General features: G+C 50.6%; 11 protein-coding genes and 1 pseudogene. 10 read left to right on the top strand and 2 right to left on the bottom strand.

The annotated features are described in order from the left end of the window. Positions 1–63: 63 nt before the first annotated feature. Positions 64–2,220, bottom strand: coding sequence for a TonB-dependent siderophore receptor (locus tag KNV97_RS04990; protein ID WP_218561685.1), 2,157 nt, complete (start codon positions 2,218–2,220; stop codon positions 64–66). Positions 2,221–2,467: 247 nt separating this feature from the next. On the opposite strand from KNV97_RS04990, the gene KNV97_RS04985 reads away from it, so the two are divergent. Continuing rightward, entirely contained in the window at positions 2,468–2,779 is a 312-nt protein-coding gene (locus KNV97_RS04985) for a hypothetical protein (protein ID WP_218561684.1), read from the top strand. A 314-nt stretch (positions 2,780–3,093) separates the two neighbouring features. Next, positions 3,094–3,714 (top strand): PGAP1-like alpha/beta domain-containing protein, encoded by a 621-nt coding sequence (locus tag KNV97_RS04980; RefSeq protein WP_136487048.1) that lies wholly within the window; start codon positions 3,094–3,096, stop codon positions 3,712–3,714. 486 nt (positions 3,715–4,200) lie between these two features. Here the strand turns inward: KNV97_RS04980 and KNV97_RS04975 are convergent. Continuing rightward, positions 4,201–5,086: pseudogene (locus KNV97_RS04975) on the bottom strand (LysR substrate-binding domain-containing protein). 183 nt (positions 5,087–5,269) lie between these two features. On the opposite strand from KNV97_RS04975, the gene hisC reads away from it, so the two are divergent. From hisC to KNV97_RS04935, 8 genes are all read left to right on the top strand, one after another. Further along, entirely contained in the window at positions 5,270–6,343 is a 1,074-nt protein-coding gene (gene hisC, locus KNV97_RS04970) for a histidinol-phosphate transaminase (protein WP_136487046.1), read from the top strand. A 23-nt stretch (positions 6,344–6,366) separates the two neighbouring features. Continuing rightward, positions 6,367–7,140, top strand: a complete 774-nt coding sequence (locus tag KNV97_RS04965) for an ABC transporter substrate-binding protein (RefSeq protein WP_218561683.1) — start codon at positions 6,367–6,369, stop codon at positions 7,138–7,140. A gap of 274 nt (positions 7,141–7,414) precedes the next feature. Next, positions 7,415–7,891 (top strand): transcriptional regulator SlyA, encoded by a 477-nt coding sequence (slyA, locus tag KNV97_RS04960; protein WP_136487044.1) that lies wholly within the window; start codon positions 7,415–7,417, stop codon positions 7,889–7,891. 15 nt (positions 7,892–7,906) lie between these two features. Further along, positions 7,907–8,968 (top strand): HlyD family secretion protein, encoded by a 1,062-nt coding sequence (locus KNV97_RS04955; protein WP_218561682.1) that lies wholly within the window; start codon positions 7,907–7,909, stop codon positions 8,966–8,968. 12 nt (positions 8,969–8,980) lie between these two features. After that, a complete protein-coding gene (locus KNV97_RS04950) occupies positions 8,981–10,024 on the top strand; it encodes a DUF2955 domain-containing protein (protein WP_218561681.1) in 1,044 nt (347 codons plus the stop codon). 169 nt (positions 10,025–10,193) lie between these two features. Further along, positions 10,194–11,507 carry an alpha/beta fold hydrolase gene (locus KNV97_RS04945; protein ID WP_218561680.1) on the top strand — a complete coding sequence of 438 codons (1,314 nt, stop codon included), beginning with the start codon at positions 10,194–10,196 and terminating at the stop codon, positions 11,505–11,507. 229 nt (positions 11,508–11,736) lie between these two features. Further along, positions 11,737–12,066: a hypothetical protein gene (locus KNV97_RS04940; protein WP_218561679.1), complete on the top strand. Its 330-nt coding sequence runs from the start codon at positions 11,737–11,739 to the stop codon at positions 12,064–12,066. A gap of 449 nt (positions 12,067–12,515) precedes the next feature. Further along, entirely contained in the window at positions 12,516–13,814 is a 1,299-nt protein-coding gene (locus KNV97_RS04935; protein ID WP_218561678.1) for a dicarboxylate/amino acid:cation symporter, read from the top strand. Positions 13,815–13,835: the final 21 nt, after the last annotated feature.

The raw sequence follows: 13,835 nt of genomic DNA, 5'->3' as shown, positions 1-13,835 counted from the left end.
TAGTTACTCACTTAACTTACTCTTAATGAGCCACAAAAAAGTCCGGCTAATGCCGGACTTAGGTTAAAAATCGTAGCTTGCGGTCAGATAAACCCGACGCTGCTCGCCCGGGAAATGTCCGGTACGATCGATAAAGCCACTGACGGCATACTTCTTATCAAACAAGTTCTTTACGTTGAGCTGGAACAGCCAATCCTGCCAGCGTGTCTGCCAGGAAGCATCAAACACAGTATACGCTTTGACTATCTGGCCGCTCTGGTTGTACTGCTCGCTGACATGGTCGGCGCCGAAACCCACCGACGAATCGATCGCCGTCAGATCGTAACGGGTCCATAGCCCCAACTGATGGTGCGGCGCGTTCGCAAAGCGGGTTCCCACTGTGCCGCTGATACCATCGTAAGCCTCTTTGACCCGGGTATCGTTGTAGGCATAGCTCAGATTCGCAGTCCAGTTATCAGTGACATCGGCCAGCATATCCACTTCCACACCCTGGCTGCGCACCTTGCCAAACGCCACTGAGCGTGTATCGTCATCCGGGTCTGCCTGGAGAATGTTCTCTTTAGTAATATGGTACAGCGCCAGATTGACGTTTAGGGCATTATCGAACCAGTAACTGCGGACCCCGGTTTCAAACATCAGGCTTTCTTCCGGATCAAACGGACCACCGTTAGACGACGCCTGATCCGCGGCATCCTGCGGGACAAATCCGGTCGCGACCACGGCATACGGGTGCCATTGCGGGTTGATTTTGTAAGTCGACCCCAGACGGTAGGACATGCCAGAACCGGTATAGTGATCTTCGGTCGAGTTCTTGATGTCGTTCACTTCATCCTTAAAGCCGTCAATGCGCAGTCCGGCCAACACATTCCACTGCTCGCTAATCTGCCATTGATCTTGCGCATAGGCGCCATAACGTTCAGAGCGTGAATCGGTCTGTTTAGACAAACTTAAGGTATAAGCGGAAGTGTCAGCACCATACACCGGATTGGTCAGACTCAGGCCACCCACACTTTTGGCGCGGTAATAGACATAGTCTTCATCAATGCGGTAGTAGTCTCCGCCAAACAGCAGGGTGTGATCACCCAGTAGCGCAACGAGATTCGCCGATACCGAACCTGCTTTATTATCGCGAACCTGATCGCGGAACTGACGCTTGCTCCAGTCAGCCACGCCATCACCATCGGTATCTTCCAGCCCGTTCGGCTCATGGTATTTCTGATCTTCACTGTTTTCGTAGTAACGCAACGTTACATCACCGCTCAGCCAGTCGTTGAAGCTGTGGTCAAGACGCAACTGATATACCTGCGCTTCCAGATCCTGAAAATCGGACGCTTCGTTAGCGTTCCAGTCGATGTCAGCCAGAAAGTTACCCGCATCATCGGTCGGGATACCACGCAGACGGGCACCGCCGTAATGCTGGATAATATCGGTGAACTGGGCCGTGACCGTGCTGTCTTCGCTCATGTCCCAGCTGTAACCAAGATCAATGATGCGGTTGCGTACATCAGTATTAGTGCGGGACGGATTTTCATGATCCTGGTAAATCGCCACACGATAGCGCTGGCTGGCATCATCGTTAACCGGCCCCGACAGCTCAACGCCGCCACTGACAAACTCCTGGTTGCCCGCCGTCACAGAAACACGGCGCTGGGTAGTATAAGCCGGTTTCTTGGTGACGTAGTTCATCACCCCGCCCGGTTCGCCACTGCCCATCACAGCAGAGGACGGACCTTTCAGCACTTCCACCCGTTCGATATTAAACAGTTGTGGAATGGCAAAGCCGTTAAACGGATCTCCGCGCACACCATCATAAAGAATTTCATCCTGACGAAAACCGCGGAACGTCACCCCGGAATAGGAATACTGGCTGACACCACTGACAGAGCGATACAGATCCGTTATCTGACGCGCGCCCTGATCTTCGATCAGTTGTTGCGGCAATACCTGAATAGATTGCGGCGTGTCGTCAATCGCGGTCGGCGTTTTGGTCGCCAGGCTGGTTTCATTCGCCCGGTATAAAGAGAGCGCACGACCATAAACCGTCATAGTGTCTTGATCGGCAGAGCTGGTTTCAGCATCGGCAGAAGAAGTCACAGGCTGTGTGGCAAGCTCGATTGAAGTCGCATTATCTGCGGCAAACGCTGCGGTGCCCAATCCTGGCGCACCTAACCCGGCAACAATAGCCAGGCAAAGAGGATGAAGTTTTGTTGGGGCTTTCATTAAATTTATTATGATGTGGTTCGCAAAAACAGGGCAGGAATGTAACTAATTTTCATTTGCATTACAAATGGTACATGCATTCATCATGGGCATTATTTCATCGTGCAAAATAGAAACGCTGATTATTTGTTCGATATTTTTGAAGAAGTCGGACAACTTTATCTTATCGATAAAAGTGTGACGTAGATCTAATATTTCTTCCAAGCACTACGGTGCTCAACAAACTTAAATCAAGAGGAAATGAACCATGACTAAAGTCACTTCAATCATCACAGCTACTCTTCTTTCAACCACTTTTGCCGCTGGTGCAATGGCTGCCGATCTGAGCATGGATGTCGCTACTCAAGATAACCTGGCAACGGTATCTCTGACTCAAAATGGTCAGGCTGTGGCAAACTACCCGGTTCAAATTCAAGGTCAGACTTACCTGACTTCTGAAGATGGTACGCTGACTTACAAAAACTACGCACCAACTGCACGCACGCTGAAAATCGTCGCGGAAGACAGCGCAGGCAATCTGATTGTGAAACAGGGTTTCGTTGCTCGCGATGACGGCTAAGCCGATATTCATGAGAAAAATGGAAGGAATATTCAATGGATTTGAATAAGACTATTTATCTTCGGCAGCTGAGGACTTCCCGGTCCGGCTGCCGATTTTCTTCCCCAAGCCGAAATTTCACCCCGGCTTTCATGTCATTATTTGGCATCCCATCCATAAAATCATTTCCCTTTCACCCAAGACTTCAATCTGATTCAATGCGTTAATGCTGCTGGTTAGCGGCAACCTGCTCACGTTCCTCCACTCGGTTGGTGCTTTCCTTTTGTGCTGGCAGTGGTTAAATTGGTTGTCTGATCCTTGGCATTGAATTCGCGATGAAAATTATCATATTGCACGGTTTGTATATGCATGGCCTGGTTATGCAGCCACTGAGCCAGCGTCTCACCAAACTCGGCTATACCACTCAAGTGCTCAGTTACAACAGTGTGGCCATCGATGCAGGTAAAGTGTTTCGCGCTATTGATGCAGCACTCGATTGCAAGCAGACAAATATTCTGGTTGGCCATAGTCTGGGTGGCTTGATGATTAAACATTATCTCGCTTCACGTCAGCCTTCAGCACAACAGATTAGCCATGTGCTGGCGATTGGCTCCCCCCTGCAAGGCGCGTCGATCGTCGCTAAGATTCAGCAACTCGGTTTGGGTGCTTTGCTTGGCAACTCAGCCCGTTATGGTCTGCAAGCGCATGAGGATAAGTGGCGATTTCCGCAGAAGCTGGGCAGCATTGCGGGAACTGTGCCTATCGGGATGCGCCGTTTGCTGATGGGCAATGAGCCGCTGTCGGATGGGACGGTCACGGTGGAAGAGACTAAAATCGATGGCATGACCGACCATATTGAAACCCGCACTACCCACACCAGTATGATCTATAACGACTATATCGCGCGCCAGATCGATCACTTTATCCGCAGCGATACATTCAACCCAGACCTCTAGCACTTTCCTAAACACCAAAAAAAACCGGATAAGCGAGCATGGAGTGAATCGCTTATCCGGCAACCAGGTGATTGGCTTGCGCCTTATCGTCTAAAAAAGCTAAAGCGCCAATATCTGTGGCGCAAAAAGCCTGCTGTCACCGCTAATCAAGCTCGGACGACGATATTCATCCAAGGAGAAATAGTCACTTCCGAGCAACAACCACGGGCATAGGGCAGTGCGAACCATGTGTCCGGCAAAGAGCAAACGGCTATCAGTGCTTCGCTGTCAGCACTTTGCGGACTGGAACAGCGGCAGTTATGACCTCTGCTGCTGTTATCAATGGACCCCGCCACTATAACCCTCTTCAAGCGGTCAAGCAGGCTGCTTTTGGCTATTACTCTGATAGAGAAAAACGATAACGCCGCGGGTGAATACACGGGTGCTTATCGATAAGGAGACACATGGATACGGTGGTATAAACGACCTCTGCGCCGTACAGCACGTTTAACTTAACGTCGCCTGATAACCGTCCACCAGCCAGTTCTGGAGCAGATCGAGCATGGGATTATCACTCTGCTTGGGAAACAGAATCGAGTAGTTGTAGCCGGACGGCACCGCATCACTAAAAGGTGAGACCAAACGGTGCATCGCCAAATCCTGCGCGGCCAGTGTTACATCCCCCCACGGCAATACCAAAGCCTTGCTGCGCGGCATTCATCGCCTGGTCCAAGGTAGAAAAATGCTGGTTACTGCGGCTTGATAAGCCGCGCTGACCATGATGGGCCAGCCACAGCTTCCAGTCGCTTTGCTCACTGTTAGCATGCAACCAGGTCATTTTGGTCAGCTGTTCTAACGACAAGGTCTCCTGCCCTTCGGCAAGCAGTTCCGGCCGGCAAATTGGCGTCAGCCGCTCTTCAAACAGTAACTGGCTGACCAAATTTGGCATCTTAGTCGCTTTGCCATACAGGATTACCGCGTCATACCGATCAAAGTCAGGCTCAGGATGATGCTTAATGGTTGAGGTCAATGCCACATCAATTTCAGGATGCGCTTCCTGAAACGCCATCAGCCGCGGCAGCAACCACGAAGTCACACAGCTCGGCGCATTGAGTTTAATACTCGACGGCGTGCTGGAGACATCATCAATCGCCATACGCAAGCGGCGCAAAATATCTTCAGCGTGCGGGACAAACTTCAACCCCTGCTGAGTGAGGCTCAACCCGCGCGCATGACGATAAAACAGTTTTACTCCCAGCAACTCTTCCAACGACTGGATCTGCCGGCTGATCGCCCCCTGGGTCAGATTCAGGGCGTCCGCAGCTCGGGTAAAATTCAGGTACTCAGCCGTGGCCAGAAAGGCCTGCAGGGTTTTGGTAGAAGGAAGATGCATAGTTCGCCTTTAGCCATGATTTTTTATCATGGCTAGTATGTGTTTATTTCGATTCCTTTTACAAATACTTTTTGTTTGAATGAATCATCTGTTGATTAATTTGCAAATAAAATCACTTTAAATGCAATTAACAGCATAAAAAATCATTTAATGCGACTAAATAATAGCAGCCAGAGGGCATTTATGTCATCCATCGCATCTACACTGGCACCAGAGGCCATAAAAAAATTAATACCTTACCAGTCTGCTCGCCGGATTGGTGGCGCGGGTCGGGTCTGGCTGAATGCCAACGAACTGGAGCACGCAGTGCACTACGGTGAATCGTCACAGAATTTCAACCGTTACCCGGATTTCCTGCCGCACGACATTGCCAGGGCTTATCAGGATTACTGCCAGGTCACTTCACCTGTGGTTGCCGTGCGTGGTGCCGATGAAGCGATTGATCTGCTGATCCGTACTTTCTGTCAGCCAGGCAAAGACAAAATCGTCGTCTGCTCGCCGACTTATGCCATGTATGAATTCTGTGCCGATGCACTGGCGATTGAAACCTTGCATGTACCGCTGGTTGGCGATGCATTTGAGTTGGATACCCAGGGCGTTATCGCTGCGGCTAAGCAGGCCAACCTGGTTTTCCTGTGCTCACCAAACAACCCGACCGGTAATCCGCTGTCGCAACAAGCGATCATCGAGATTCTGGAAGGCACGCAGCAAGATGCCCTGGTAGTGGTTGATGAAGCCTATATTGAGTTCGAAATTGACCAGAGCGTGGCAGCACTGATTGCGCGTTACCCGAACCTGGTTGTGATCCGTACGCTGTCAAAAGCCTTTGGCCTGGCGGCGGTACGCTGCGGTTTTATCATCGCCGATGAGAGCGTCATGGAATACGTTGCCAAACTGATTCCACCGTATCCAATGCCGGATTCAAGTGCCACTATCGTACTGGACGCCCTGTCCGAGCAAGGCCTGCATAAAATGCGTACCGTAACCAATCAACTGATTGAAACCCGCGATTGGTTTATCAGCCAACTGGGTCAGTACGATTTTATTGAAAAAATTTACCCGTCCGCGACCAACTTTGTCCTGCTGCGCACTCGCGCCGGAGAAACTCTGTTTGCGTATCTGCTCAAGCAAGGTATCGTGACCCGTAATCAAAGTCATGACCCAGCGCTGAGAGACTGTGTGCGTATCACTATAGGTAGTCAGCACAGCATGCAGGAAGTTGTTGCCGCACTGAACGAATATTCGTCACAATCATAGATGTACAGAAAAGGAATTTACTCATGAAAAAATTTGCTGTTGGCCTGGCTTGTATTGCCACCCTGTTCTGCTCTGCGAGCTTTGCTAAAGAAGTTCGCCTGGCATCCGACTTCACCTATCCGCCGTTTAACTACAAAAACAGTGAAGGTCAGCCGGTCGGTTTTGATATCGAAATCGCCGATGCGCTGTGTAAACAAGCTCAACTGGAGTGTACCTGGGTATCACAAGGCTGGGATTCCCTGATCCCTAGCCTGCTGGCACGTAAGGTTGACGTGATTATGGCGTCGATGCGTATTACCGAAGAGCGCAAGAAGAAAGTCCTGTTTACCAACAAGTATTACCAGACTCCGGCCCGCTTTGCCGCCAGCAAAGACGCGACCTTCACCATTGATAAAGAAGGTCTGAAAGGTAAGGTGATCGGTGTACAACGTGGTACCACCGTTGACCGTTACGTCACGGACAAATTTGCCGATGTGGCAGAGATCAAACGTTACGGCGGCCAGGATGAAGTTTACATTGACCTGCAAAACGGTCGCCTGGATCTGACTATGGCAAACGCCGATCAACTTGGCCTGGCGTTCCTGGACAAACCAGAAGGTCAGAGATTTGAGTTCAAAGGCGAAGCAGTGACTGATCCGGCCTACATTGGCTTCGGTACCGCCCTGGCGCTGAGAAAACAGGACCAAGCGCTGGCAGAGAAGTTTAACAAAGCGATCGCGGAGATTCGCGCCAACGGCACTTACGACAAGATTGCGGTCAAGTACTTTAACTTCGATATCTATGGCGCAGACCTGTAACCGCTGCGGCGCCAAAGAACCGCTTATAAGCACAAGTTCCCTGCATAACTAAGCGTATATTGACCTGATCGATGATGATTAAGCCACGCACTGCGTGGCTTTTTTTATTTCCCTTCAGCAATGCTTATTCATCACCCCGGCCAGATTTCAGCCCAAACCACTTATTCTGCATGCCAATTGGTCTTACTTTTTATTGTGATTTTACTCACAAAATATTTACTTAGCAGGCTAACTAAATTATATTACTTAGCCTGCTAAGTATTTAAGGCCCATTATGATCCAAGACATCAACAATCTGTATGAATTGACCCTGGCCGAAAAGCTCGCCCGCGTCTCCCGCCTGTGGAAGATGGTGGCGGATCGCGAACTGTCTCCTTTGGGGTTAACTCACCCGCGCTGGACCGCTTTATGGAAGCTACAGCGTCTGGGGGACAACATCAGCCAGAAACAATTGGCGGATTCCCTCGAGATTGAACTTGCTTCATTAATGCGTACTTTGAAACAGCTCGAAGAGCAATCACTGATAACCAGACATCACTGCATAAGCGACAAACGGGCACGCATCATCTCGCTCACCGATGAAGGCCGTTTATTGATTCAGCAAATGGAGACGCGCATTCTTCAGGTCCGCCGCCAGCTGCTGAGCGAAATCAATGACGATGAGCTGATGAAGTTGAGCCAGATCCTGGAACAGATCTCTGAAAACGCTCTCGAAGCCCTTAGCACTCTGTCAGACCAACCTTCAATTTAAGAGACATTTAATTCTATGACACCCGATCAAAAATTCGCTCGCTGGATCAAATACTCCTGCATTGGATTTGTTTTCGTCTTCGCGTATTTTCTTATTGCCGACCTCACCATGCCGTTGACGCCACAAGCCTTAGCGACCCGAGTGGTGACTAAAGTGGCTCCGCGTATCAGCGGTCAAATTACGGCGATTCACGTGGAAAACAACCAAGTGGTGCACAAAGGTGACATCTTGTTCGAGATCGATCCGCAGCAGTATCAACTGGCCGTTGACCAGGCTCAGCTCAACCTGGAACGCGTCATGCAGGATAACGATCAGCTGGATGCTTCTATTATCGCCGCCAAAGCCGATGTGGATGCCGCTAAAATCGTGCTTGAACAACGCGAACGTGAATACCGTCGTTTAAACACGCTGTTATTGCGTAACGGGACATCGCGTCAATTACGTGATGACGCTCTGAGTGCCGCGACCGCGGCTAAAGCCAACCTGGCGGCAAGTCGTGCGCGTCTGAAAGAACTGGAAGTCAGCCGTGGTGACATTGACGATGACAAAAACGTCAATATCCGCGTCGCGCAAAACCAACTGGCTCAGGCAGAGCTCAATCTGTCTTATACCAAAATAATCGCAGACAATGATGGCATCGTAACCAACCTGCAACTGGATACTGGTACCTACGCGGCGGCCGGTAACCCGCTGCTGGCACTGGTGGATAACCAAGTGGATGTGATTGCGGACTTTCGCGAAAAGAGCCTGCGTCATTTCGGTCACAACAGCCAGGCAATGGTGGCGTTCGACAGTAAACCGGGTCGGGTTTTCACTGCTGAAGTTGGTACGATTGACGCAGGTGTAAGCTCAGGCCAGTTTGATGCAGACGGCCGTCTGGCAACCCCGACCACATCAAACCGCTGGGTACGTGATGCGCAGCGTATGCGCCTGCACCTGATCATGCACGATGAAGAGCTGCAGAAACTGCCCGCTGGTGCACGTGCGACGGTACAGTTGCTGCCAGAATCTCCGGTTCTGAACTTACTGGCGAAAGCGCAGATCCACTTTCTCAGCACCCTGCACTACATCTATTAATCGGGAGATGGTATGAGACTTTGGGATCATCCATTATCAGGAAATGATTTGCGCCAGTGTCTGCGTATCGCGACCGGCGCCACGCTCGGGTTTACTTTTAATAAAGTCATGGGCTGGGATAACGGGGTGTTTTTTACCGTTACCCCAATGCTGCTGCTCGGTATGATTCCAGTCATCAGTGCCCATGCCGCACGGCAGATGATAGCTTCTGCCGTGGTGTGTGGCCTGGAGGTCGGTATCCTGGGCGGCCTCTTTGGCGGTCACCCGGGCATGATGACCATCATTGCGTTCTTCCTGTTCCTGAGTAAATTTGCCTGCATGTCCAAGGGGCCGCTGTTCCTGTTTGGTGCCAATAGTGTGATTAACCTGAGTATCATGCTGCATTTTGCCAGTTACCCGACGACCGATCTAAATGTTCTGATCACGGATAACATCGTAGCCTGTTTCCTGTCAGTACTGATTGCCTATCTGGTGACCTTTTTAATTCCGGATCTAGAACCGCGTCAGCCACCGCCACGCCCAGCCGAACCGAAAAAGTCGCACCGTCTGCGCCATGAAGCACTGATGGGCTCGGTAATGGCAACACTCTCATTTGTGGTGTTTCAGATTGCCGATCTGCAGGACTCACTGTCTGCCCAGGCCACCACGGTTCTGATGCTGTTTCCGATGCACTGGAACGGCGCTATGGGTTACGCACGTAAACGAGCAATGGGTACAATCATGGGTGTGACCTTTGGTCTGATAAGCCAAATCTTACTGTATGACTGGTCAGATACCCTGCTGTTCGTGATCCCGCTGCTGTGGATTGGCCTGATGATTTTTGGTTATATGCACTGTAAAGAGTCGAGTGGATCCGGTGCCGGTTTCGGCGGTATGACCACGTTAGGCATTCTGTTCGGGCAGTACCTGGCTCCGGATGGCGATTTGGTCTTCAGTGCCCTGTACCGGGTCAGCAGTATTTTTGGGGCGATCGTGATCACCCTGACGGTTGCCTACGCTGTACACCGTATTCTGAACCGTTTTGAAGCGACCCGCTTTGGTCCGGTAGAAAGTTAGACTGAAAGCAACGTAGCGCCAAACATCCCCATGATGCTCTGCAGCCTGTGCTCAGAGCATCATTTTTTTGCGCCCGTTCAGCCTTCTTTATCCGCCATTGGCATCTTAAAACCGTGCTCAGCTATACTAGGTCTTCTATTCCGATGACCAACAAGGATCCCGGTTCGTCATGATGTATCCGACCCAAAGCTTCGTGGAAGCTGGCGTGCGCTATACGCCTCACACCTTTTCTGTCCCTCTGGACTACCAGCAACCGAAAGCGGCTCAAATCCAAATCTTCGCCCGTGCGGTGACCGCCGCCAATGGCAGTGATGAGAATAAACCCTGGCTGGTTTACTTTCAGGGCGGGCCAGGCTTTCCTTCGCCTCGCGCCAGTGCCAGCAGCGGCTGGATGAAACGTGCTCTGCAGCAGTTTCGCGTCTTGCTGCTCGACCAACGCGGTACCGGGCTGAGCAGTATGGTCAATCATCAAACCCTGACTGGCCTCAAACCACGCCAGCAAGCTGACTACCTAAGTCACTTCCGCGCCGACAATATCGTGCGTGATGCCGAATTCATTCGTCAGCAATGGAAGATTGAGCGCTGGGCAATATTAGGCCAAAGCTTTGGCGGCTTCTGCTCCCTAACGTATCTGTCGCTGTTTCCGGACAGTCTGCTACGCAGCTATATCACCGGTGGCGTACCTTCATTGTCACGCCATTCCGACTGCGTTTACCGCGCTACTTTTCAGCGTACCAAAGAAAAGAACGCCGCCTTCTTCACCCAGTTTCCCGAGGCGCAGAAGTTATGTCAACGCATCGCCGATCACCTGCACGATCACGAAGTACTGTTGCCAAATGGTCAGCGTTTTACCGTCGAGCAATTCCAGCAACTCGGTATTCGTTTCGGGATGAGTGACGCGTTTATGCCCACTTACTTCAGTCTGGAAAATGCATTAATTGAGGTTGATGGTAAACCCACCCTGCGCTACGAGTTTCTACAACAGATGATGATGGAGCAAGGGTTTCACACCAATCCTATCTACGCCATCCTGCATGAAGCGATTTACTGCCAGGGCTTTGCATCAAGCTGGTCCGCCCATCGTATGCGCGATGCTTTTGCTGAATTTCACTATCAGCCGGGCAAGCCTTTTCTTTTCACCGGAGAAATGGTCTTTCCGTGGATGTTTGAGCAGTACGTCAATCTTAAGCCACTGCGTAAAGCCGCTAATCTGCTGGCAGAAAAAACTGACTGGGGCCCTCTATATAAAGAGGAGGTACTGGCGCATAACCGGGTTCCGGTCAGTTGCGCGGTCTATGCGGATGATATGTTTGTCGACATGGCTCTCAGTCGGGAAACGTTACGCCAAATCGCAAATTCGCGCGCATGGATCACTAACCAGTATGAACACAATGGGTTACGCGCCGATGGCGAACATATTCTGGATCGACTGATTGAAATGGGCGAACAGACGGCCGCGAATCTCAATCTCGATTTGCTGTAATTGGTAAACAGAGAAACCATCCTCTGCCGGTCACTATACAACTTAGAGTGCAGCCAACACCACTGCCGCTTCAAGTAGGAAGGGGATAATATGGGAATAGCTATTTAGCGGTATCAACTTCGCGCCAGAGGATCACATAAATATTTTTTCATCCTGCAGAAATCTGGTTAACACTTATATAAGGCGGCTCCCTATCCGGGAGCCGCGCCGGGAACCAGAGGAGGAAACCATGGAACAGGTATCACTGACCCAGCAGCTCTACTTATCGCTGATGCAACTGGATGATTTATTGGCGATAATGGATATCAACAGCCCGCAATACCAACAACTTTGCCAACAGCAGGCGGTGTTACGCAGCCAGTATTCGGAATTGGTGGTCAGTGCCGTCAACGATACCAGCCGTATTGAGGACCTGTTGCAGACCATGGAATGTCTGTGTGACGAAAGCCATCGGCTATGTGGTCAGCTGCATCACCGAAATATACAATGCCCGAATATCAATACTATTATCCAGTACGCCGATCAGGTCAGCGAAAGCCTCGATAGTATTACAGTATAGCCCACTCCCTTGCGGCTCGACTTCTCCCCGCCACCCGACCTGATTAAGCACCTCAAATACATCGACCTCATCAATAGATGAGGTCTTTTTATACGCTAAATAGCCAAAATCAGTGATGCCAATCGATTTCAATCGCAGATTGCTGCTTTTATCAGCACTCCAATCCACTGATAAACCAGCTAATAATAAATCAACGGCGACAAAAAACTCCACTTTCCCGCAGTGAAAATTGTTGCATTACTAAACTTATATGTTAACAGAAGGCGATTAATTGCATTTTTTAACTGCTTATTTGTTATATCCCAGTAAAAAACACTGCACCAAAGGTGATACAGATCACGCAAAGGGGGCATTATTGTGAAATTGCTTTTTTATTTTCACTTCTGGCTGCTACTCTCCCGCTCGCTTTGAAATGATGTCGAAGTGGATAACTATAAGGAGTGTTCTTAATGAATACCAAGAAACCTATGTCGCTGACTGCCAGAGTCATTCTGGGTATGGTCGCGGGTATCTTGACCGGGTTTGCGATTCGCGCCCTATTTGCTGACAACGGATTTGTCGACGCATATATTGTTAACGGACTATTTGACGTTGGCGGCAAGATCTTTATTGCCAGCCTGAAAATGCTTGTCGTGCCACTGGTGTTTGTGTCACTGGTGTGCGGAACAAGTTCACTAAAAGATCTGTCAACGCTGGGCCGCATGGGCGGCAAAACACTGGCGTTTTATATCACCACCACTGCCGTGGCAATCACGCTGGCTCTGACTATGGGTGCCATTTTCCAGCCTGGTTCCGGTGCAGACCTGACCGCAGCAAGCAGCTTTAAATCTGCCGATGCGCCGTCACTGGGTCAGGTGATCATCGATATGTTCCCGACAAACCCTATCAATGCGATGGCAGAAGGTAAAACTCTGCAGGTCATCGTGTTCGCGGTTCTGTTCGGTATCGCTATCAGTGCTGCCGGTAAGCCGGGTGAGCGCATCGCGGCTCTGTTTGAAGACCTGAATGAGGTCATCATGAAGCTGGTTGCTCTGCTGATGAACATCGCGCCTTACGGTGTGTTCTTCCTGATGGCAAAACTGTTCACAGGTTTAGGCCTGGGCGCGATCATGAACCTGGCGGAGTACTTCGTGGTTCTGACGGCGACACTGCTTATCCACGGTTTCGTGACTTACGGCGTGATGCTGAAGAGCTTCTCTGGCCTGAGCCCGATCACTTTCTTCCGAAAAATGGAAGATGCGATCATGTTCGCGTTCTCAACCGCATCATCTAATGCCACCATTCCGGTGACGATGGAGACAGCGAAAAACCGTTTTGGTGTCGATAACAAAGTGGCCTCGTTCACTATCCCGCTGGGTGCAACCGTCAACATGGACGGAACCGCAATCATGCAGGGTGTGGCGACCGCATTCATTGCTCAGGCATTCAACATTGACCTGTCGATGGGTGACTACCTGACCGTCATTCTGACTGCGACGCTGGCTTCTATCGGTACAGCCGGTGTTCCGGGTGTGGGTTTGGTCATGCTGGCCATGGTTCTGAACCAGGTGGGCCTGCCGCTGGAAGGTATCGCCCTGATCATGGGTGTTGACCGTCTGCTGGATATGATTCGTACCGCCGTTAACATTACCGGCGACAGTTGTGTGACCTGTATTGTGGCGAAATCAGAAAACGCGCTGGATGAAGCCCGTTTCAACGACCCACAAGCTGGCGTCAAAGAGGAGCAGGTTCACCTTAAAGGTGCCTGATCACTCAACGCACGTTGATCT

The sequence above is a fragment of the Vibrio ostreae genome, from assembly GCF_019226825.1.
Lineage (GTDB): Bacteria > Pseudomonadota > Gammaproteobacteria > Enterobacterales > Vibrionaceae > Vibrio > Vibrio ostreae.
The sequence above is the reverse complement of the archived record's forward strand: the minus strand, read 5'-3'. Positions and strand labels throughout refer to the sequence as shown.

Excerpts from the sequence above, each read along its gene's own strand:
- KNV97_RS04990 (WP_218561685.1), bottom strand. The coding sequence starts at position 2,220 with ATGAAAGCCCCAACAAAACTTCATCCTCTTTGCCTGGCTATTGTTGCC.
- KNV97_RS04985 (WP_218561684.1), top strand. The coding sequence starts at position 2,468 with ATGACTAAAGTCACTTCAATCATCACAGCTACTCTTCTTTCAACCACT.
- KNV97_RS04980 (WP_136487048.1), top strand. The coding sequence starts at position 3,094 with ATGAAAATTATCATATTGCACGGTTTGTATATGCATGGCCTGGTTATG.
- hisC (WP_136487046.1), top strand. The coding sequence starts at position 5,270 with ATGTCATCCATCGCATCTACACTGGCACCAGAGGCCATAAAAAAATTA.
- KNV97_RS04965 (WP_218561683.1), top strand. The coding sequence starts at position 6,367 with ATGAAAAAATTTGCTGTTGGCCTGGCTTGTATTGCCACCCTGTTCTGC.
- slyA (WP_136487044.1), top strand. The coding sequence starts at position 7,415 with ATGATCCAAGACATCAACAATCTGTATGAATTGACCCTGGCCGAAAAG.
- KNV97_RS04955 (WP_218561682.1), top strand. The coding sequence starts at position 7,907 with ATGACACCCGATCAAAAATTCGCTCGCTGGATCAAATACTCCTGCATT.
- KNV97_RS04950 (WP_218561681.1), top strand. The coding sequence starts at position 8,981 with ATGAGACTTTGGGATCATCCATTATCAGGAAATGATTTGCGCCAGTGT.
- KNV97_RS04945 (WP_218561680.1), top strand. The coding sequence starts at position 10,194 with ATGATGTATCCGACCCAAAGCTTCGTGGAAGCTGGCGTGCGCTATACG.
- KNV97_RS04940 (WP_218561679.1), top strand. The coding sequence starts at position 11,737 with ATGGAACAGGTATCACTGACCCAGCAGCTCTACTTATCGCTGATGCAA.
- KNV97_RS04935 (WP_218561678.1), top strand. The coding sequence starts at position 12,516 with ATGAATACCAAGAAACCTATGTCGCTGACTGCCAGAGTCATTCTGGGT.